This window comes from Paenibacillus eucommiae, from assembly GCF_017874215.1.
Classification (GTDB): Bacteria; Bacillota; Bacilli; order Paenibacillales; family NBRC-103111; genus Paenibacillus_AI; species Paenibacillus_AI eucommiae.
In genome coordinates this window covers 1-19728 of sequence record NZ_JAGGLB010000038.1, presented here as the reverse complement: position 1 = coordinate 19728, position 19728 = coordinate 1, and the positions used below count along the sequence as shown (strand labels likewise).

At 47.9% G+C, this 19728-nt stretch carries 18 protein-coding genes; 13 read left to right on the top strand and 5 right to left on the bottom strand.

The window, feature by feature from the left end:
- Positions 1-124: 124 nt before the first annotated feature.
- Positions 125-859, top strand: coding sequence for a response regulator transcription factor (locus tag J2Z66_RS35450; protein WP_209977522.1), 735 nt, complete (start codon positions 125-127; stop codon positions 857-859).
- Complete coding sequence (locus J2Z66_RS35445) at positions 856-2595, top strand: HAMP domain-containing sensor histidine kinase (RefSeq protein WP_209977520.1); 1740 nt, start codon at positions 856-858, stop codon at positions 2593-2595. Before J2Z66_RS35450 ends, J2Z66_RS35445 begins: the two co-directional genes overlap by 4 nt.
- A gap of 194 nt (positions 2596-2789) precedes the next feature.
- Here the strand turns inward: J2Z66_RS35445 and J2Z66_RS35440 are convergent, their stop codons facing one another.
- The 5 genes from J2Z66_RS35440 to J2Z66_RS35420 form a co-directional block, all read right to left on the bottom strand.
- A complete protein-coding gene (locus tag J2Z66_RS35440; RefSeq protein ID WP_209977517.1) occupies positions 2790-3350 on the bottom strand; it encodes an RNA polymerase sigma factor in 561 nt (186 codons plus the stop codon).
- Positions 3343-4683, bottom strand: a complete 1341-nt coding sequence (locus tag J2Z66_RS35435; RefSeq protein ID WP_209977515.1) for an ABC transporter substrate-binding protein — start codon at positions 4681-4683, stop codon at positions 3343-3345. Before J2Z66_RS35435 ends, J2Z66_RS35440 begins: the two co-directional genes overlap by 8 nt.
- A gap of 13 nt (positions 4684-4696) precedes the next feature.
- A complete protein-coding gene (locus J2Z66_RS35430) occupies positions 4697-5839 on the bottom strand; it encodes an efflux RND transporter periplasmic adaptor subunit (RefSeq protein ID WP_209977514.1) in 1143 nt (380 codons plus the stop codon).
- Positions 5840-5858: 19 nt separating this feature from the next.
- Entirely contained in the window at positions 5859-6716 is an 858-nt protein-coding gene (locus tag J2Z66_RS35425) for a carbohydrate ABC transporter permease (RefSeq protein WP_209977513.1), read from the bottom strand.
- An 88-nt stretch (positions 6717-6804) separates the two neighbouring features.
- Positions 6805-7671 carry a carbohydrate ABC transporter permease gene (locus J2Z66_RS35420; RefSeq protein ID WP_209977512.1) on the bottom strand — a complete coding sequence of 289 codons (867 nt, stop codon included), beginning with the start codon at positions 7669-7671 and terminating at the stop codon, positions 6805-6807.
- A gap of 176 nt (positions 7672-7847) precedes the next feature.
- On the opposite strand from J2Z66_RS35420, the gene J2Z66_RS35415 reads away from it, so the two are divergent.
- The 11 genes from J2Z66_RS35415 to J2Z66_RS35370 all read left to right on the top strand — a co-directional run bounded on the left by J2Z66_RS35415 (position 7848) and on the right by J2Z66_RS35370 (position 19183).
- The gene (locus J2Z66_RS35415; RefSeq protein ID WP_209977511.1) at positions 7848-8561 is read left to right on the top strand and encodes a response regulator transcription factor; all 714 of its coding nucleotides are present in this window, start codon (positions 7848-7850) and stop codon (positions 8559-8561) included.
- A 1-nt stretch (position 8562) separates the two neighbouring features.
- A complete protein-coding gene (locus tag J2Z66_RS35410; protein ID WP_209977510.1) occupies positions 8563-9930 on the top strand; it encodes a sensor histidine kinase in 1368 nt (455 codons plus the stop codon).
- A complete protein-coding gene (locus tag J2Z66_RS44370) occupies positions 9860-10057 on the top strand; it encodes a DUF7986 domain-containing protein (RefSeq protein WP_512699959.1) in 198 nt (65 codons plus the stop codon). Before J2Z66_RS35410 ends, J2Z66_RS44370 begins: the two co-directional genes overlap by 71 nt.
- Before the next feature lie 431 nt (positions 10058-10488).
- Positions 10489-11163, top strand: a complete 675-nt coding sequence (locus J2Z66_RS35405; RefSeq protein ID WP_209977509.1) for a GntR family transcriptional regulator — start codon at positions 10489-10491, stop codon at positions 11161-11163.
- 91 nt (positions 11164-11254) lie between these two features.
- Positions 11255-12277, top strand: a complete 1023-nt coding sequence (locus tag J2Z66_RS35400; RefSeq protein ID WP_209977508.1) for a C-terminal binding protein — start codon at positions 11255-11257, stop codon at positions 12275-12277.
- Positions 12274-13227 carry a DUF5107 domain-containing protein gene (locus J2Z66_RS35395; protein WP_209977507.1) on the top strand — a complete coding sequence of 318 codons (954 nt, stop codon included), beginning with the start codon at positions 12274-12276 and terminating at the stop codon, positions 13225-13227. Before J2Z66_RS35400 ends, J2Z66_RS35395 begins: the two co-directional genes overlap by 4 nt.
- 421 nt (positions 13228-13648) lie before the next feature.
- Positions 13649-15028, top strand: a complete 1380-nt coding sequence (locus J2Z66_RS35390) for an MATE family efflux transporter (protein ID WP_245376092.1) — start codon at positions 13649-13651, stop codon at positions 15026-15028.
- 46 nt (positions 15029-15074) lie between these two features.
- A complete protein-coding gene (locus J2Z66_RS35385) occupies positions 15075-15995 on the top strand; it encodes a DUF6933 domain-containing protein (RefSeq protein ID WP_209977505.1) in 921 nt (306 codons plus the stop codon).
- A gap of 895 nt (positions 15996-16890) precedes the next feature.
- On the top strand, positions 16891-17559 hold the full coding sequence (ybiA, locus tag J2Z66_RS35380) for a riboflavin biosynthesis intermediates N-glycosidase (protein WP_209977504.1): 669 nt from the start codon (positions 16891-16893) through the stop codon (positions 17557-17559).
- Between the two features lie 47 nt (positions 17560-17606).
- A complete protein-coding gene (locus J2Z66_RS35375; protein WP_209977503.1) occupies positions 17607-18332 on the top strand; it encodes an NAD-dependent protein deacylase in 726 nt (241 codons plus the stop codon).
- Between the two features lie 107 nt (positions 18333-18439).
- On the top strand, positions 18440-19183 hold the full coding sequence (locus J2Z66_RS35370; RefSeq protein WP_209977502.1) for a hypothetical protein: 744 nt from the start codon (positions 18440-18442) through the stop codon (positions 19181-19183).
- Positions 19184-19728: the final 545 nt, after the last annotated feature.

Genomic DNA, 19728 nt, shown 5'->3' with positions numbered 1-19728 from the left:
TTTCCTATGCTACCAGCCGCATTGAAACGGAGCCTAAACGAATCGATGAACAGCAGCTTAATTTTGTTCCCGCCGTTTAGGTTCTGTTAAAGTGAGTATGCTACTATGGAAAAGGGTGAAAACGATGACAAGTCTATCCGATATTAAAATCGCAATCGTCGACGACGAGCCTTCGATTGTCACGATGCTGCAAATGGTGCTGCGCAGGGAAGGGTTTCATCAGTTGTACGCTGCTTCCACCTGTGCAGAAGCACTCGACTTAGCGGTGCGCATAGTCCCCGATATCATTCTACTCGATATTATGCTTCCAGACGGCAGCGGACTAGAGCTCTGCTCCAAGCTCCGCGAATACGGAAATCCGCATATTTTCTTTCTAACGGCAAAGGCTTCCGATCTTGATGTGCTAAAAGGCTTCGCCATGGGCGGGGACGATTATATTACGAAGCCATTCAATCCTCTGGAGGTGGCAGCAAGAATTCAGGCGCGCATACGCCGTTTGGAGACGGAAGCTCTCACAGCTAGTCCGGTAAAGCGGCCCAATCAGGGGGTTTACCGCTTCGGCCGCTTCATCGTCAACGAGGCGGAGGGGGAGCTGATCGTCGAGGGGCAGCCAGTTCCTTGCGCCGCGCAGGTTTTCCAGCTGCTGCTGCACTTCTGTAAGTTTCCCGGGATCGTATTTTCCAAAACACAGCTCTATGACAAGGTTTGGGGGATCAACGGGCAGGGTGATGACTCAACCGTGATGGTGCATATCCGGCGCATACGAGAGCGGATCGAGATCGATCCCGGCAATCCGAAGCTGCTGGTTACCGTACGCGGGCTCGGCTATAAGCTGGTGAAGGAGTCGCAGGAACGATGAGGATACAACAGCGAATGTCCTTCCATTTCACGTATCAATTGATCTTTTATGCTCTTTTTATTCTGGCCATCACTCTAGTTGCCTGCATCATGTTCTTCCAGAACATGACGAATAATGAGATACGCCGAAACTTTCCGGTTGGAGCTTTGCAACTAATCGCTCAAGAAGCTTATACCAAGGACGGGACGCTTCAGATCTCCCCCGAGTGGGAGAAGCTCATCGGGGAGAAAGGGATGTGGCTGCAGGTTGTGAGTGCCGAAGGAGAGGTGATTTACTCCGTCAATACAACTCCGCATCATGCGCTGTCGGCCTCTTACTCCATTGCTGAGATGCTCGATATTCAAGAAACACGGACACTTGGGATGTATGCCGTTCATACTCATCTGAATTTTGCTTTCAACGAGCCGCTTCTGTACATGCTAGGCTACCAAAATTCTGACCTTGATCAGCTCGTGGCCTGGTTCCAAGCTTACGGGCAGCAGGGGATGGTGCGGAGCGAAGCGGTTCCCCACTTGGAACAGCAGCTGCGCGAAACCGGCAGCTATCTGCAGGTGATCGCTCCCAGCGGAGATACCTTACAAGGCATCGGTGCTGAAACATACGTGCAGCGGGCGTATCGTCCACTGGATATCTTGGCCATTCAGCAATCACCCAGCAATTATGACACGAATATTGTTGCCCATCGGGACAAACCTAGCGGGATGACCTGGATCCTCTACACACCCAATGCAGAAGGAGGTCCTCTGAAGCATCCTGTGCTGGATACGGCAACGCGTGGACTCATGTGGTTTGCAGGTCTAATCCTGTTCTTGGCAGTTCCAGTCTCTATCTGGCATGGCTACCGCTACGGTCAGCCGCTGATTCTGTTCGCAGGCTGGTTCGAACGCATGCGCATGGGGCAATACAACGAAGTGCTTACCGCCAAGGACAAGCGCAAGGTATTCCGCCGCAACGGCACGATGCGAATCCGTTACAGGCTCTATAAGGAAGTGATTGAATCCTTCTATCAGATGGCCCATCAACTGGCTCAAACCGAGAAGGAGCGGGAGAAATTGGAGAAGGCGCAAGCGGAGTGGATGTCAGGGATTTCCCACGATCTGCGAACGCCTCTGGCCACGATTCAAGGTTATGGGTATATGCTGGAGAGCTTGCCGGAGCAATGGAGCCAAGAGGAGGTGCGGATCATGGGAGCGACGATCCGGGAAAAAGGGGATTATATGTTGGAGTTGATCTCTGACTTCTCATTGATTCATCAGCTCAAGCAGGGCGATTCGATCATGGAGCTTCGCGAGACGGACCTGGTTGAACTGGTACGCTGCTCCGTGCTGAAGTATGTCAACGACGCCACGATGTCTGAGTACCAGTTTCATTACGTCGGGGAGGAGCAACCTCTGCTGGTACAGGCCGATGAAACCTGGCTGCAGCGGCTGATGGACAATCTGTTGTCCAATGCCGTAAAGCATAACCCGCCGGGCGTAGTCGTCACCGTCTCTATCGGCAGGGTGAACAACAAGGCATGCATACGAGTAATTGATAATGGTAAGGGGATGGACGAGGAAACGCTGCATCATTTGTTCAATCGCTACTACAGGGGAACGAATACTGAAGAATCGACGGATGGCTCCGGGCTCGGGATGAGCATTGCCAAAACCATCGTGGAGGCTCACGGTGGAGAAATCCAGGTGCATTCCAAAGTGTGGCAAGGTACGAAAATTGAGATCTTGTTGCCCTGTTGAGCGTTTGGCTGGGAATAATGCTTCCCTATGCAAACGCTCAGCTGAGCAAATTAGGATTGAAGCATGTGATTACTTGGGTTTAGAGAACAAGCCAGCGGAAAGCCTCGAAGTATGCGTACGCAGCTGCCGGACCGCTTTTGCCGGACCGCTTGTCTCTACGAGTCCGGCAGCCTTTCCAATCTTCCTCAATTGGCTTATTTTTGCCGCAAAATAAAATGTGCTGGCACTCCCACATTGGTTTCCATTTGCAAAGCAGCGCCGCGCAACTTCTGTTTGGCCCGATGGATTCTTGACTTCACGGCGCCAATTGATGTCTGCTGACAATCAGCGAGCTGTTCATACGTCAAGCCATATTCGTAGACGAGCAGCAGCGACTGGCGGTAGATAGGCTCTAGGGAAGAGAGCAACCCACTAAGGAACTCCTGGTCGACAATTGTCCGTTCAACGTCAGTTTCGCTCCTGTCGGCGTCCCGCAACGCACGATAGCTGCTCAATTCCCGGCACCTCTTGCGATACATGTCAATCGCCACATTGCGGGAAACCACCTTGAGCCATGCTTCTTTTTGGTCATGCTGCTTCAACGAGTCGAAGTGTCGATACGCCTTCAAGAATGTTTCTTGAACCACGTCATGTGCAAGCTCACGGTCCTTGGTGATAGAAAAGGCAGAATAGTAAACTTGCTTGAAATATCGGGCATACAAAATTTGGAACGATTCGACTTTCGATCTACCCTGCTGCTCTTTTCCGTTATTCATTTAAATACGTCTTCACCCGGTTCTGGATAAGCTTACTGACTTCTTCCGCAGATTTCTGCCCGCTCATGAAGCTGTTGAACTCCTCCATAGCGATCATCAGCACCTTCATATCGCTGAATCTTCGAAAACCTGCCTCCGAAATCTGCTTCTCTACCTCTTCAATCCGTTTTTTCACCGTTTCGCCATCCGGCAGCATCTCTTTTGGCATCATCGTTTCCAGCGTTCCATTCTCAATCTTTTGCAAAGTATCCTGTAATCTTTTATTGGTGATGTCTTTATTCATCGGTATTCCCATGAGATTCGGAGAAGCTTGCATTTTATCGGAAAGCAGAAACTTGATGAATTCCCATGCTTCCTGCTGAACTTCGGATTTGCTGTTGATGCCCAAACTGTAAGCGGCCTTGAACGGTGCACCATTCTTTTCTCCGCTCGCGCTTGGCTTCTGGTAATAATCCATACCCTTCTGAACCGTCAGTGCCTGTTCGGGACTGTAAATGTCCGCCGATTGAAATGCTGCTTGGTAGCTGTCGAACGACATTCCATCGCTGAGCAGACCCTCGTCATACATCGACTTGATTTCATTCATCATATTACGGAATAAATCCGAGTCGAAGTTCGGCTTGCCCTGCCCGACGAGCTGGGTGTAATTGTCTTCGACATAATCGAAGAGCAGCGATGTTGGATCCATGTTAATAAATTTTTCGGCATCACCTTGCTGCTTCAATTTTTTGGCAACTTCCTTAAATTGGATCCAGCTCCAAGGTTCATTACTATCGACTGAAATATTCGCCTTCTTCAGCAGCCCGGTATTTCCCTGAAACATGGCTACCGAAAAGGAGAGCGGAATGGCATATAGGCCATCCCCGTCTTGGGATGCTTTCAAAATATTGGTGTATAGCGCGCTTTGATCGATCGAGCTGTCTTTGGACAATAGATCCTTCAAGTTGACCAGCAGTTTTTTGGCGACGAATTTGTCTTGGGGCAACTCGCTCATCAGAATAAGGTCGGACCCCTTGCCGGAAATGACCTGCGTCGTCACCGATTGCACGTACTTTTCCACGTCTGCCAGCGAGATGGCCTCCATGTTCATGCCGCCATCTCCGCTTGACTCCGATGCTTTGTATTCCTTCACTTCGATATGAATATTCTGATGCTGTTCCTCAAATGTCCGCGCAGCGGATTCCAAGAAACGATCTTTCCTCATAACAGATATCACGACAGTTTTCTTACCGCCCTCCGTCTCGCCCTTGGGAGCGGCGTCTCCCCCGTTGCCAGAACAGGCGGATAACAGCAGAACGATGGTCAGTGTAACAAGTAACCCTAATTTTTTCATATGAATCATCCTCTCAATTTAATCGAACCCGATTGCCTTCCTGTAGAGGTTCGCTCGACTCCGTAATAATTTCTTCTTCGAGGTAAACACCCCCAAGCACGACGATCTCCTCGTCGTTGCCCTCGCCTGTCTTCACGTAAGCTTTCTGGACCGTATACGTGTTGCCAAGTGAGCTTCGATTCTCGCGGACAACAAATACGTAGCTTCCGGTTCCGTCTTTTTTGAGCCACTTTTTGCTGATGACAAACCCTTGCTCTTTGAATGGCTTCTGCAAGCTAATGCTGGCTGACTCCCCACCTTGGAGGCCGTCCGCCAACACGTTGACGACGATCGCTTTTTGAGACTTGGCGTCTCCGTCCGGATTGCCGTTATCAACGCCCGGCTTGCCTGCGGACCCGCCTCCGCTTCCCGGGGAAGCGTCCTTGATTTCGGCGACTGCTCCTTCGATCTGCCGCGGCTTATCCCCACTCACGTTAACTGATACTTTCTCGCCCTTGCTCATCAGATCGGCGAAAGCTTTATCCAAGGTGAAGGAGAATTGGAACCCCTCCCCGTCTTCCACAAGCGTCAATACCGGCTGCCCTTGGGAAACGCTCACGCCTTCCCGGGCTTGAAGATTCGCCACTTTGCCGTCCGCTGGTGCTGTCAACGTGCGTTTTCGTGCCAGATCTTTGCGCAGTGCTTCGATTCTCCGCGTCGCTATGCCCCGGTCCAGCTCATCCACTTCCAAGTCGCGTTTCGCTTTGCGAATCACCTCCTCGTCCCCAGTTCGCTGGGCAGCCACGAACTGTTCTTGCAGCACCTCCCGGTTCAAATTCCTTTTCTTCAGCTCATCTTCCGCATCCAGAAGCTGCTGCTGCGCCTCCGTTACGTCGAACGTAACGAGCACCTGACCTTTCTTGACTTGTTCGTCATTGCTGACATGCACCGTAGCAACCTTCCAGCCGCTATCGCTGTTTAACTCGCTTTGCCGGCGTGGCGTAATCAGACCGCTGCCTTCGATTCGATGGGTCAACGTTTTTATCTCGGGCTTCGCTGTCGCCACTTTGGGCAGCAATGCGGTTTGTAGCGTTTGGCTGAACAATGTCAACCCCGCCAATACGAGGAGGAACCCAACCAATGCAGCGCCGGCAATCCGTTGTTTTCGCATTACCATGTTGCCAATCTCCTTTCGCTCAGCCTTTCACGCCGGAAAGCTGGATTCCTTCGATAAAATAACGTTCGGCACTTAAAAACAGGAGCACCATGGGCATCATATACACAACTGAAATGGCAAACGAGACGCCGAGCGCATCTTCCTGGATACGGGAGAGGAAGACAGAAAGCGGCTGCATCGCGGCGTCCTGCAGAAAAATAAGCGGCTGCTCGACCATATTCCAATAGTCCACGAACAGGAGCACGACGAGTGCGGCGATGCCCGGCTTCACCATAGGCAGCGCAACCGATACGAATATGCGCAAGTATCCTGCCCCGTCTATTTTGGCCGCTTCGATAAAAGCCGAATGGATGTGGAGCATGAATTGCCGCAGCAGAAACACGCCGAAGGCGCCAAACACGCCGGGCAATATGATGGAGCTGGGATGGTTCAGGAGGCCCAGCCGATCGGCCATCAAATAATTGGGCACTAGCGTCACCTGGAACGGCATCAGCATCGTCATCAAATAAATGAAGAACAATCCATCTCTTCCTGGAAAGTTGAGCTTTCCGAACGCGAAAGCGGCGAGCGTTGCCACCGACGCTTGTCCGACGATGATGGGAGCCACCAGCTTTACGGAATTCCAGAACAGGTACAGAAACTTCGGCGTCACGACCAATACTTTGTCATATTGCTGGAACGATACCCAGTCGGGAATCCATTTCAGGTTGACAAATACATTCGTGTCGATTTTGCCCAGCATGCCATAATTCGCCAGAATTTCCCGTTCTGTCATAAAGGAACTGACGACGTTCAAGACGACGGGCATCAGCAGCAGGACGGCGATGGCGATCAGCAACAACGAGCGCAGCAGCGGTGCGACCCATTTCTTCATCATGTCATTCACCTCTTTCTTTCCGGGGCCCCCGCAAAGTACCTGAATACGCTTCGAAGCAAAAGCCTCACTTTGTGGGGTTATCTTGCACTTACTCCATATAAGAGCGGAAAATTCGCTCTGTGCGGAACAGGACGAATACGAGAACCATAATGCAAAGCGCCATCAACACCGCCGCGGACGAAACTTTCTGGATATCGAGGGACAGAAACATATTGTTCATGTAATGCTGCATCATATAGATGCGGTCGTGCGGGTAAGCGCCGGCTACGAGATACGTTTCTCTGAACACCTTGAACGAATTCAGCACGGACATGAGCACGACCAGAAACGTCGTTGGCGTCAAATATGTCAGTGTAATTCCGAACAGCTTGCGAACGGAGCCTGCCCCTTCCAAATCGGCAATTTCATAATATTGATCCGGAATGTTCTGCAAGCCGGCCAGGAACAGAATGACGTTGTATCCGATGTTCTTCCATACATAGACCAGCACGATTACAAAGCCGGCCCAATCGGATTTCATCCAGTCGTGGCGGCCAAAGCCGAAATGCTCCAAACCAGCGTTTAATACGCCGTTCCAATCGAACAAGATTTGCCAGACCAGCACGATCGAAGCGACCGGTACAACAAGTGGCAGTACATAAGCGGTACGAAGCCAGTTCCGGAAGAATACCCGCTGATTCAAGAGCAGGGCCAGCAAGAGCGATACGGTGACGAGGATCGGAACGCTAGTCGCTGTGAACAGGAACGTGTTGGACGCCGCTTTCTGAAACGAGGAACTGAGCAGCAGTTCCTTGTAATTGGATAGTGTGAAGCTTCCTCCAAGCCGATCCTGGAACGAGTTCAGGATACTCTGGCCGAACGGGATGAGATAGAAGATAGAAAAGCCGGCCAGGCTCGGAGCTAGAAAACCGAGGGCGACCAGAAACTCCCTGCGGGCCAGACGATGCAATTTCATGAAGAAACCTCCAATCGGGAGCCTGTAAACGATCTGTGTGAAACAGGTTTACGTCTATTAGTGTACATGCCAATCCGGGGAGTAAATTTGAAAACGGTGTGGAAAAAGTGTGGAATTGGGCTGCTGCCGGGGCTTTTATGGTAAAATGGTTCTCGAAAACGTTAGGAGGTTGCCCCATGAAGTCCTATCAAATCGCCGTAGTCGATGACGATGCCCAGATCCGGGAAATCGTAGAGGCTTATTTGCATAAAGAAGGATATCGTACGATTACTTTATCGACGGCTGAAGCCGCGTGGGAGCTGTGGAAGAGTGATCCGCCCGATATGTGGATTCTAGACATCATGCTTCCGGGGATGAGCGGCTTCGAGCTGTGCAAGCAAATCCGTAAAGAAGCGGAGGTTCCGATCGTCATGATCTCGGCGCGCGATGAAGAAGTCGATCGCATCCTCGGGCTCGAGCTCGGCGGCGACGATTACTTGACAAAGCCGTTCAGTCCGAGAGAATTGGTCGCGCGCGTGAACCGCTTGTTCCACCGGCTCAGCTCGATTCGCCAAGCCCAGGAGATCCCTGTCCCTTCGCAGACCGGACATACGGCGATCGACGTTGGCGAACTGCGGCTCGTCCTGGAGGAACGGCGCATTTTCTGGCGTGGGGAAGAAGTCGAAATGACGCTGAAGGAATTTAAATTGCTGCAGACTTTGTCCGAGCAGCCGAATCGGGCGTTCACTCGGGACGAGCTGTTGACGCTGATTTGGGGAGGCGATTATTACGGCAGCGACCGGGCGATCGACGATCTGGTGAAGCGGCTGCGTAGAAAAATGAAGGAGCTTCCGGTAGATACCGTATGGGGGCATGGTTATCGGCTGCGGACAGAAAGGACGGGGCAATAAAATGAGAATGATTTATCGGCTACATCTTTCATTTGCCTTGCTGCTGCTATGTATTCTGGCGATTACCGCCGCTTTGATATATCCGCTGCTGCTCGACACGTTGGTCGACAGCCAGCGGAAAGAGCTGCGGGATCAAGCCAGCTTGCTCATGAATATAAGTTCAGTCTCACCGATGATGCCGCTGCAAAATATGGATGCGGAGACATTTGTCAAGTCGGCACCTCTTGCCGGGAACACGGACGCGGTACTGTTCGTGCCCGGGGAGAATATGGTCTATAGTACTCTGCCCAGCGAAGCGGCAGAAGAGCTGATGGAATTATCGAAGCTGGACATCCCAGAATCAGGAGGAATCTGGATAGGAAAAGACGATCAATATATCGTCGAAACGTTAACGGCAAATCAAGGCAGTGAACTAGAGAGGCGGGATATCACGGCGGTGCTGGCGACTCCCCTGAGCAAGATCAAAGCGATGCAGCTCGCCTTGTTTGAACGGCTGATCATCATCCTGTCCGTCGGCGGGATCGTCGCTTTCCTGCTGAGCATGCTCATCACAAGAAGACTCGTCAAGCCTCTCTGGGATCTGAAGAAGGAACTAAATAAGGTGGAAACACGCCGTTTCTCTGAAGTCCGGTTGGTCGAATCGGGAGGCGAGATCGGAGAAGTAGCGAAGGCTGTCTACGATCTCGCTGGCGAATTGGATAAATATCAGCGCACGCAGAAGCAATTTTTCCAGAACGCCTCGCACGAGTTGAAGACGCCGCTTATGTCCATCCAGGGATACGCCGAGGGCATCAAGGACGGTATCTTTACGGGGGAGCAAGCCAATAAAGGTCTAAATGTCATCGTCAAGGAATGCGAACGATTGAAAAAAATCGTCACGGAAATGATTCTTCTCGCCAAGCTGGAAAGCGAAGAGGGCATATTCCATATGGATCATGTCCCGATACAGGAATTAATCAAGGAGACGCTTGAACGAATCAATCCGCTGCTCGTCAATAATGGCTTGCGGGTCGAGATGAACGGATTCGATAGTGACCAAGCGTGTTCGATCTATGCCGACCGTGAGAAAGTACTGCAAGCGCTAATCAACATCCTGGGCAACGCAGCCCGATATGCCAAAGAAACGATTCGCATCCAAACTTCTGCTGACAATGAAGGAATCAACATCGAAATCTCCGACGACGGAGAGGGGATCCCCGAACCGTTATTATCCCAGCTTTTCCAGCGGTTTGCGAAAGGAAAGAACGGAGAGACGGGGCTAGGCCTGGCGATTTCCCGCGCCATCGTCGAGCGGTGCCATGGCCGTATTTCGGCCCATAACGAGCCTGGTGGCGGGGCGGCGTTCGTTATGCGTTTCCCACCCCTTTAGCATCACTTCCGGAATAGGGTTTGTTTTCCCCGCAGATTATAAAGATTATTTACTGGCCAGAAGTCGAAAAATGCTTAAAAAAGTGAAAACACGTCATCTTTTGACAGATAGATTTATTGTATTCTAGATGAAGACCCCAAAAAGAGCGTGTACTCCACTTAGCGATGTTTTTCATCGTTAAAGTAAGGATGTGGAGCGGAGCCAGTGCTTTTAACGATGAAAAACATCGTTAAAGTAGCAGATCCTTCTCAGCTGTGCGCGTTCTTCAGTCCCAGCGGCTTTGGCACGCGGGGAAATCTCCTCCGATCCAGAGAAGAGCCCTTGCTGGCAGTCCGTTTGAGCTAGGTGTTCGTACGTTTTGTGCGATTGTAGCTGAAAGAGGGAGGGGCTGTGGGTGGAAGAGCGGCAACGTCCGCCGTTAAAGATTTGTTGGTCACTATCATTTAATCTGTATCATGTAGATTTTTACTCTGAAATAAGATAAGATAAAACTGTTAACAGTTTTTGTCGGTAGTCTTGTTTACGGTTTATCTCTTTGATTGGTGGTGGGAACAAGAGTTGGATAAGATTCAAAATAATAATTTGAGCGAGATCGTCGTTAAAAAGCTGAGAAAAATGATTTTGCTAGGCCAATTGGGGCCGAGTCTGCACCTCAAGGAGCCGGATCTTGCCGAACAATTCGGCGTAAGCAGAGGTCCGATACGGGATGCCTTGCAAATTTTGATTCGCGAAGGGTTCGTACAGAGAATGGCGAACCGCCGGGTGGTTGTCCGCGGGTTCACCTCGGAGGATATATCGGACCTCTACGATATGCGCTTGTTGCTGGAATCACACGCGATTGCCATCTGGCAGCAACGTGGCTGCCAGACCCATATGCTGGAATCACTGCAGGATGCTATTTGGCCCATGGAAAATAACTTTAACTTTATTAGCTCCGAGGAGTTCTCTGCACTGGATATGGCTTACCATGAAGCGCTCGTCAGTTTGTCCGAGAATAAATCGCTGCTGCATTCCTGGTTAGGACTGAAAGATATTTTAAGTTCCTTTCTGGAAGTGACCAACCAAGGAAAGGATCGAAGTTCTTCCATTGTAGACGTTCACCGGAAAATGGCACAAGCCTTGCAGGAAAAAAAGATTGATGTATTCATCCAGCTCTTGGAGGAACATTTCAAAGAAGCCAAAACGATTATGCTGGAACAGGTGAACAGAATTCGCCAGGCAGTCTCCAAGTAAGGAGGCTTTCTTTTTATACATACTGTTAACAGTTGTACGAAATTCCGGATAGTAAAAATACACTATAAATTATTAACATGGAGTGATGGAATTGAGAGCTTACGCACTTACCCACGATTTTCCTAATTTAAATATAGAAAGAAGCTTGCTGTCAGCTTTAGGTGTTTCCCTGATTGAGATTAACAGCTTAGAATCCGAAGAGTGGATTGAACAAGTCAAGGATGGGGTTGCTCTGTTCGTGCAATACTCGAAAGTGGATTCGCAGATGATTGAGCAGTTGGATCATTGCCGCATTATTCTTCGATACGGAATAGGTTTCGACAACGTGGACCTGCAAGCTGCGGGAAAGAAAGGGATCTATGTTTGTAACGTCCCACGTTATTGCGGAGAAGAGGTGGCGGAACATACCCTGTGTCTGCTGCTCGCTGCCGCTCGCAGGCTTATTCCGATGGCAAACGATGTTCAGGCTGGGGAGTGGCGTTTCCTGCAGCACCGACCCATAGTTTCCTTGGCGGGCAAAACATTGGGGTTAGCTGGTTGTGGCTATATTGCACAATTGGTTGCAGCAAGGGCGAGAGCGTTCGGAATGAACATCATCGGTTACGATCCCTACATGTCTGCCAGTCAGGCTCTGCATTTGAATATTCATTTGGTTTCTTTAGAGGAGCTGTGGGAAAGATCGGATATGATCTCTCTGCATGTTCCCTCAACGCCAGAGACCTATCATCTGATTAACGCTGATAGTCTTGCCCGAATGAAGCCGGATGTAATTATAGTGAATACGGCAAGGGGTTCATTAGTAGATGCCCAGGCTGTTCGCCACGCGTTGGATGCCGATACGATTGGTGGAATAGCTCTGGATGTATTGGAAGAAGAACCTCCTAAAGGCGATCATCCGTTGGTTCATGCTGCTGGCGCTATCGTGACACCTCACTGTGCTTATTACTCTGAGGAGTCTCTTCCCCGATTGCAGCAGATGGCTGGTGAGGAAGTCGTTCGCGTATTGAGCGGCAATAGACCGCAATCACCGGTTAACTTGAAATGGATAAATAGCAGGTTCATGGAGGAGGGTTCAAGTCCAGAATCTAGCGGAACTATAGGAGGATCAGAATGATCATCACTAGGGAGTGGGAAGGGTTAGAAGCTATCCAATGGGAGAATGAAGTCCTCAAGCTAATTATACTTCCCGATTTAGGAAGCAAAATAGCGTCGATCTATGACAAGCGTACCGGAAGGGAATGGATGGATCAGCCTCCAGCAAGAATATTTCAATTGCCTGTTCCGGGTAGCGAATGGGGGGCCTGGGACCGCTGTGGTTGGGATGAGTTATTCCCCTCCATTGATGAATGCTTCTATCCTGCACAACCGTGGTCAGGGAAGAAGGTTACTGATCATGGGGAATTATGGAGCAAAAGCTGGGATTACAGCATAGTGGATGAGATGACAGTGGAATGGGAGACGAAAGGAGAGACGCTGCCCTACCTATTAAATAAAAAGATGCAGTTGATAGGCAGCCGTATAGTGTTCGAATATAGATTAGCAAATTTGGGAGAGCATCCATTGCCCTATATATGGGCGCCGCATCCGATCGTTGCAGCTGGACCACTTATGCGAATTGAGCTGCCGGAATCGGTAGAGCGGGTTGTCGTCGCCTTTTCTGCGGAAGAGCGGTTGGGAGCAAGGGGGACTGAGCATTGTTGGCCAGCAACGATCGATAGCAATGGAAGTCCGCGGCGCTTGAACCAAATACCGGAACGGAATAGCGGCATTGCCGAAAAGCTCTATGCAGCTGCGCCGCTTGACGAAGGATTCTGCCGTATTATAGATGAAACTAGTGGTGACTCTTTTAAACTGATATTCGATCCCGCACAGCTCCCTTATCTGGGCATCTGGATTAACGGGGGCGGTTGGGGCAATGAATATCACGTGGCATTGGAGCCAGCTGCAGGATATTTGGACAATCTTAATGAAGCTTACAGGGCAGAGCAATGCACGATTGTCCCTGAATATGGTACAAATAGCTGGACCTTAACATTGGAAGTTGGTGCAGGCGGGTCTAAGTAAATGCTTGAGCAGATGCTTAAGCAGGATAGAATGGGTTAAATTTTTGTCAAAATGGGTTGTCCCAAAAGGTCAAGTAGACCTGAGGACAGCCCATTTTATATAAGTAGCGGTATAGGGGAACATTCTGTAAAAAAGCTGATTTGAAAGGAATTCTCAAATAAATGTAGAACACTTCCTATATGACATTTATGACATATCAATTATGCCAATTCAATAGAGGGGGTTTCGGTGTAAGGCTTCATGTGTGTCCAAACAATTCCTGCTGTCGAAACATGGCAAATCCTCGCGAAGTATGAGATGATCTAAGTACATGTCAAATAATGTTCACAAATTGCAATAGGCGCCGAAAGCTCTGAATATCAGTGATACCTCTTGACAGAATTCAGCTAAAGAAGTGATGATGGCAGTGAGAAGAATACCAATGAATATAAAACAAAAAACAGTTTTTTTGATGAACAAATATTTTACAGGGGAATCGATCGATTACAAACAAATTATCGCTATTATTGTTCCGATATTTGTGGATCAAGCTTTTATTATTTTGATGAGTTTGCTGAATACTGCATTGATAAGCTCCTCTGGAGTTGCAGCTATCAGTGCGGTGAGTATGGTAGATTCGCTGAATCTTTTCTTGATTAATGTGTTTGTCGCTGTGGCGACAGGTGGTACAGTCATTGTAGCGCAGTATAAAGGTAGTGGAAATCAAGAGATGGTATCCAAAGCTGCTTCGCAGGCCATATCTGCAGTGGCGGTATTGTCGGTACTGATCAGTGCGTTCGTTATCTTTTTCCATACCCCTACTTTAAACTTGCTATTTGGAGATGCTGAAGCTGAAGTATTCCACAATGCGAAGATTTTCCTGATTGGCAGTTGTATCTCTTACCCTTTTATTGCGATCTATCAAGCAGTGACTGGTGTGTTGAGAGGTGTTGGGGAGACGAAAGCATGCCTGGGCTTATCCTTAATTATGAATTTAACTTACTTAGGTTTAAATATAGTGTTAATCACGGTTTTTGATATGGGTGTCATAGGGCTGGTTATATCTATGATTCTGGCAAGAATATTGGGAATGCTAATCTCGATCATCTATTTGTTAAAGTATAATCAAACGCTGCGTTTCAAAATAAGAGATGCATTGACGCTCAATATTTCGATTCTAAGAAAAATAATGTTCATCGGAATTCCGTTTGCTGCAGAACAGATGTTTTTCAATGGAGGCAAGCTATTAACGCAGACATTTATTGTACAATTAGGGACTTTGGCGATCACGGTGAATGCGATCAGCGGCTCCATCTCGATGTTATTTCAAATCGGCGGCACTGCACTCAGCATAGCTGTTGTAACGGTTGTCGGTCAGTGTGTCGGACGAAGGAACATTCAGGATGCAAGGAAGTTTATTAAATCTTTTATGGGACTTTCCACGGTGATCTTCGTGCTTGTGTCGATCATCATCATGCCATTCTTCCCGTTAATTGTGAAAATGTTCTCTCCACCGGAAGAAATTATTCCTACAATATTCGCACTTACTTTATTAATTGTGATTGCTCAACCTTTTTTGTGGTCATTAAGCTTTGTTATGCCATCGGCACTACGCGCGGCGGGAGATTCCAAATTCACTTCAATCACTTCCTTGCTGACTATGTGGTTATTGCGGGTGATCCTAGGCTATATTTTAGGAATTACTCTCCAATTCGGTATTATGGGTGTATGGCTGGCAATGGTTGCTGAATGGGGCGTGCGCGGATTGATCTTTGGATGGCGATTCAAAGGGGATAAATGGTATAGACACAAGCTGATTTAGGATTTGAAAATTTAAAATTTGAAAACTGAAAGGGAAAGGATCAACAATGATTGTTTTGCAGCTCACTAAAAAACTGGCAGCGGAGCTTAAAGCTCCCCTAGCTGATAAGCCGGATGCATTCAGACCTTTATATGGCTGGCATGCTCATTATTTTGTGTCTAAACGGCGCAAATGCGTATTGCTTATGAATAACGAAACCAGTTATAACTTTATGATTTTTGGGCTGGTACAGAAGGATTTTAAACGTTTTAATGCATTAGTAGCAGAACATTTATCCAAAAATCTGCTTGCAGATGGAATGGACCAGGTACAGATTGATCAATATTTACAAAGTTTCGGAGACATCCACTACTCACCAACGAGTGATAGAAGTATCCTGAGCCAGATTAATGAAGTCATCATGTACGCACAGCATAGAATGGAAGATATGACAGAGGTCGATGAGTCAGGGATTTACCAAATCAATCGGTTTCTGAACAGATATGTATTTTTGAAGCTGTCGAAGTACTCCAGAGAAATCATGAAGGACGCGTTAGATGGATTGAGTCTGGAAAAGAGTACAGCAGGGAATCAAGAGAGTATGGTAACGGATGAAAAGAACGTAGAGGACATCGGAAAGAACGAAAAGAACGTAGAGGACATAGGAAAGAACAAGAAGAACGTAGAGAATATAGAAAAGAACGAGAAGAACGAGAAGAACGAAAGGAAAGAAAAGAGCTCGAAAGAAAAGAAAAATGCAGGTAAACAAGAAGGAAATACCGGGGCCATCTCTATGGCTGCAATGAAGAAATGGCTCGCGATACCTGAAAATACACGGCGGGAGTATACCAAAAATGCCTGGTGCTGGAAATGCTCGGATGAAGCAACTATAAAGGATTACTCCGTAGAATTGGACAAGCATGGTATTATTCTTGAGGGAAAATGCGCTAGCTGTGATAGTGAAATATCCAGGTATATTGAGAATTGAGTGGAAACAAATAGGAATTAACGGGAATGAACAGGAATGAATAGGGTTAAATAGGCTGTACAAGTGATGAGCTTGTGCAGTCTTTTATTTATGGTTTTACTAGAGCTCAGATTACCCTATCACCACTATCCCTTTCCCTCAGAAAAGCAACTTCTGCTGGCAGTCTGTTTGAGCATGATGCGTTTGGTACTTTGTACTGTGGGGGGATGAGAGTTAGTAGCAGTCCGCCCTCCGCCGAAATGAGCGTGCTCCACTTAACGATGCTTTTCATCGTTAAAACAAGTGTTCGATCTCAAGCCGTCACGTTAACGATGTTTTTCATCGTTAAAAGAGGACGCTGCCCATCAAAAGGGAGGTTAAAAGGGATTTTAACGATGTTTTTCATCATTAAAGCAAGGATGTGGAGAGGAAAACTGATGTTTTAACGATGAAAAACATCGTTAAAGTCGTTAAAGTCGTTAAAGTAGCAGATCCTCTCAGTTGCGCGGGCTCTTCGTCTCCAGCTCCTGCACCCGCGGACCTTTACGGACCTCAGATCCGTTATTTTAGCGATTCAAGGAGTTTTTGCGGTGCTTACGGACATGAAAGCCTTTATTGATGCTCAAACCACTCCCAAATCATGAATTTAGGGCAAATAGCGGAACGTATGTCCGTAACCCTCGCGAAAAAGTGATAAATGGTAAAATAGCGGATCTCATGTCCGTAAACGTAAGCTCTACCGTTGGATTCGTCGTAAATTTCGTAGCAAGCGAAAACCCACCGCGTAATAGGTTGTCAATACGTCAATCCCAATATGTGGTACGATATCTAGTAAGAGGTTGTAAGAGATTGAAAGAGGCAGTTTCCAAAGAAGTAAAAGCGCAAGTGAGGTAGATAATATAAGAGGAGGCAGCAAATGGACCAAGAACAAGAGCTTCATATGAATTCAGAGCAAAAGGTTATTAAGTTCTATGAAACGAACAAGCCATATGGTTGTTTTTCTAATTTTGCCAAGTATCCCATAGAAATTCAGGATAAAGTTTGGCCGACATCTGAGCATTATTTTCAGGCGATGAAGTTTGCAGGGACAGAGCATGAGGAACAGCTGCGGCTAGCTCCCACACCGATGGAAGCGGCAAAAATGGGGCGAGACCGGACAAGACCCCTGCGGGAAGATTGGGAGAATGTCAAAGTCGGCATCATGCAGGAAGCGGTCATGTCAAAAATTGAGCAGCATCAAACAGTGAGAGATATACTTTTATCAACTGGCGATTGCTTACTAATTGAACATACAAAGAACGACGCCTTCTGGGGCGACAATGGGGATGGGACTGGAGCAAATAAACTAGGACTCATTTTGATGCAAATTAGAAATGATTTGGAAGGTTACTCGCCAGTGTTCTTTTTGCCGCAATGGATCGTCTATTCTGAGCATCATCCTTATAGTATGTTTTGGCGAATGAGTGCAGGAGAAAACTATGTGATGCATTTAGCAGAGTGGTACTATGGATTGAGTAAGGAAGCCAAACGGGAATATGATGCTTATTATATACCTCCTGACGAATGGAAGCTGGATGAAGAGTAATTAGCATTCATGCATGCCTGAAGACTTGATGAAAGGATTGGTGAACAATGAATTTTGCAGAGCTCAAACAAATGGTCGCTACCAGCTCCAATATTGTTTTTTTCGGGGGAGCGGGTGTCTCGACGGAAAGTAATATTCCGGACTTCAGATCTGCCGCGGGGCTGTATCAGGCGAAAAATGAATCGGCTTATACACCGGAAGAGGTTCTGAGCCATAGTTTTTTCATGAAGCATACGGAAGATTTCTACGATTTCTATAAAAGTAAAATGATTTACAAAGACGCAGTACCGAATCAAGCACATTTGGCTTTATCGTCTCTGGAACGGGATGGAAGATTAAAAGCAGTCATCACTCAAAATATCGATGGCTTGCATCAGATGGCCGGGAACCGCAATGTTATGGAGCTGCATGGTTCTGTTCATCGGAACTACTGTATGAAATGTAATAAATTTTTTGATCTTTCTTATATTTTGAACATAAAGAATCTGGTTCCGAGATGTGATGTGTGTGATAGTGTCGTGAAACCGGATGTTGTCCTTTACGAGGAGGGTCTGGACATGGAATTATTATTTCGGGCCAGAGAATGTATAGCGAATGCGGACATATTAATCGTCGGGGGGACTTCGCTCACGGTTAATCCAGCGGCAGGTCTTGTTAGGGAATACGCGGGCGGTAAGCTGATCTTGATTAATAAAATGCCTACACCGTTTGATGCGAGGGCGGATTTTCTGATTAATGACAGTATAGGCAAGGTGCTTGGCGCGCTGGTGTAAGTCTGAGATTATTTTATTTTTGAACATATTTGAACATATGGTTGACATATTGAGCCTCTATACTGAAGTTGTTGAAAGCAAATTCATGATATAGAGGAGCTAATAAAATGAGAAAAACAATGGTAAGCATAGGACTCGTTAGCGCACTATCTTTGGCAATTGTTGGAATGGTCACCGTATTTCCCTATGTTTATGCAGGGGCTTCAGAAGTGAATCGGTCCCAGCATGGCGGTATGGAAACATCAGCACCATGTGTAAAGCGGGATCCTGCTCGATCCCAAGCGAAACAGGCTGCAGTTCCTCCCGCAAGTGCAGGTAAATCTGTTAGCACCATAAACAGCAGCAGTTCTGAAAAATCCCCGTTTTCAGTCGTGATATCAGGTGGGTTTGATACTGATCCGCAGGATAAAGGCAGGCCGGTTGTGCTCATTGCTGCTGCTCTCGAGGTTCCCACGGAGATTTTTAGAGAAGCGTTTCGGGGAGTCACTCCCGCAGGCCTGGAAAGAGGGCCAACTGCCGAAGAAGCTCAAACCAATAAAGCAGCCCTTCTGAAAGTCCTAGTTCCCTATGGGGTTACAAATGAACGCTTGGATGAGGTGTCCAACTATTACCGCTATAACGGAAGCAAGGGAGAGGTATGGTCAAGCACGCAGGCCACAGCAACTGCAACGGTTACAAATGGCGTAGTGACGGGTGTAACCATTACGAACCCCGGAGCAGGGTATACTTCAAATCCAACCGTAACTATAACGGGACCGGGCGGAAAGATTACTGCGACAGCAGTATTGTCCTACTCCAATGACTTTAAAACAAATGGAAGTATTTCTGCTATAAAAATATTCGAATCATGAAATTTGTAAAGAACTCCAAGTTTTCGTTGTCCTCACTAGCCCTTTCAGTCAGGAAAAAGACGCCTGCCGGCTATCCGTTTGAGAACGGCGTGTACTGCGCCTTGTAACTGAAAGGGAATGGTGTGTGGGAGGAAGAGCGATAGCATCCGCATTTAAAGAGTTGGTCCAACCTCTCTCATCCCCAATGCTGTCAGGTATAAGAGGGGTAGCGGACGCGAATGGGAAGCCAGTAACTGTAACGGACACCAACGCTCCTTAGCGCCCCCCCAAAAGCCCAGCTGGAATTCTAACGGACATTAGCGCCTCTTACAGCCCAAACGGAGCGTATTTTTCCCTTGTTGAGCGGGCTAAGAGTCGCTGATGTCTAAGCTTGCCCCACAGTTGTTCCAGATTTTGGATATCGAAAACAAAGCTACTCAACGAAGAAGCATGGCGTTATGATTATGATGTGAGTAACTCTATTAAGGTGAGGCAGTGATAACCCATGACCATGCAAACCCATACGCCTTCTTTGGCTGAACCGGACTTTTCCTTTTTCAAGCGGA

Coding starts and splice junctions, on each gene's coding strand:
- J2Z66_RS35450 (WP_209977522.1), top strand. CDS start 125: ATGACAAGTCTATCCGATATTAAAATCGCAATCGTCGACGACGAGCCT.
- J2Z66_RS35445 (WP_209977520.1), top strand. CDS start 856: ATGAGGATACAACAGCGAATGTCCTTCCATTTCACGTATCAATTGATC.
- J2Z66_RS35440 (WP_209977517.1), bottom strand. CDS start 3,350: ATGAATAACGGAAAAGAGCAGCAGGGTAGATCGAAAGTCGAATCGTTC.
- J2Z66_RS35435 (WP_209977515.1), bottom strand. CDS start 4,683: ATGAAAAAATTAGGGTTACTTGTTACACTGACCATCGTTCTGCTGTTA.
- J2Z66_RS35430 (WP_209977514.1), bottom strand. CDS start 5,839: ATGGTAATGCGAAAACAACGGATTGCCGGCGCTGCATTGGTTGGGTTC.
- J2Z66_RS35425 (WP_209977513.1), bottom strand. CDS start 6,716: ATGATGAAGAAATGGGTCGCACCGCTGCTGCGCTCGTTGTTGCTGATC.
- J2Z66_RS35420 (WP_209977512.1), bottom strand. CDS start 7,671: ATGAAATTGCATCGTCTGGCCCGCAGGGAGTTTCTGGTCGCCCTCGGT.
- J2Z66_RS35415 (WP_209977511.1), top strand. CDS start 7,848: ATGAAGTCCTATCAAATCGCCGTAGTCGATGACGATGCCCAGATCCGG.
- J2Z66_RS35410 (WP_209977510.1), top strand. CDS start 8,563: ATGAGAATGATTTATCGGCTACATCTTTCATTTGCCTTGCTGCTGCTA.
- J2Z66_RS44370 (WP_512699959.1), top strand. CDS start 9,860: ATGGCCGTATTTCGGCCCATAACGAGCCTGGTGGCGGGGCGGCGTTCG.
- J2Z66_RS35395 (WP_209977507.1), top strand. CDS start 12,274: ATGATCATCACTAGGGAGTGGGAAGGGTTAGAAGCTATCCAATGGGAG.
- J2Z66_RS35390 (WP_245376092.1), top strand. CDS start 13,649: ATGAATATAAAACAAAAAACAGTTTTTTTGATGAACAAATATTTTACA.
- J2Z66_RS35385 (WP_209977505.1), top strand. CDS start 15,075: ATGATTGTTTTGCAGCTCACTAAAAAACTGGCAGCGGAGCTTAAAGCT.
- ybiA (WP_209977504.1), top strand. CDS start 16,891: ATGGACCAAGAACAAGAGCTTCATATGAATTCAGAGCAAAAGGTTATT.
- J2Z66_RS35375 (WP_209977503.1), top strand. CDS start 17,607: ATGAATTTTGCAGAGCTCAAACAAATGGTCGCTACCAGCTCCAATATT.
- J2Z66_RS35370 (WP_209977502.1), top strand. CDS start 18,440: ATGAGAAAAACAATGGTAAGCATAGGACTCGTTAGCGCACTATCTTTG.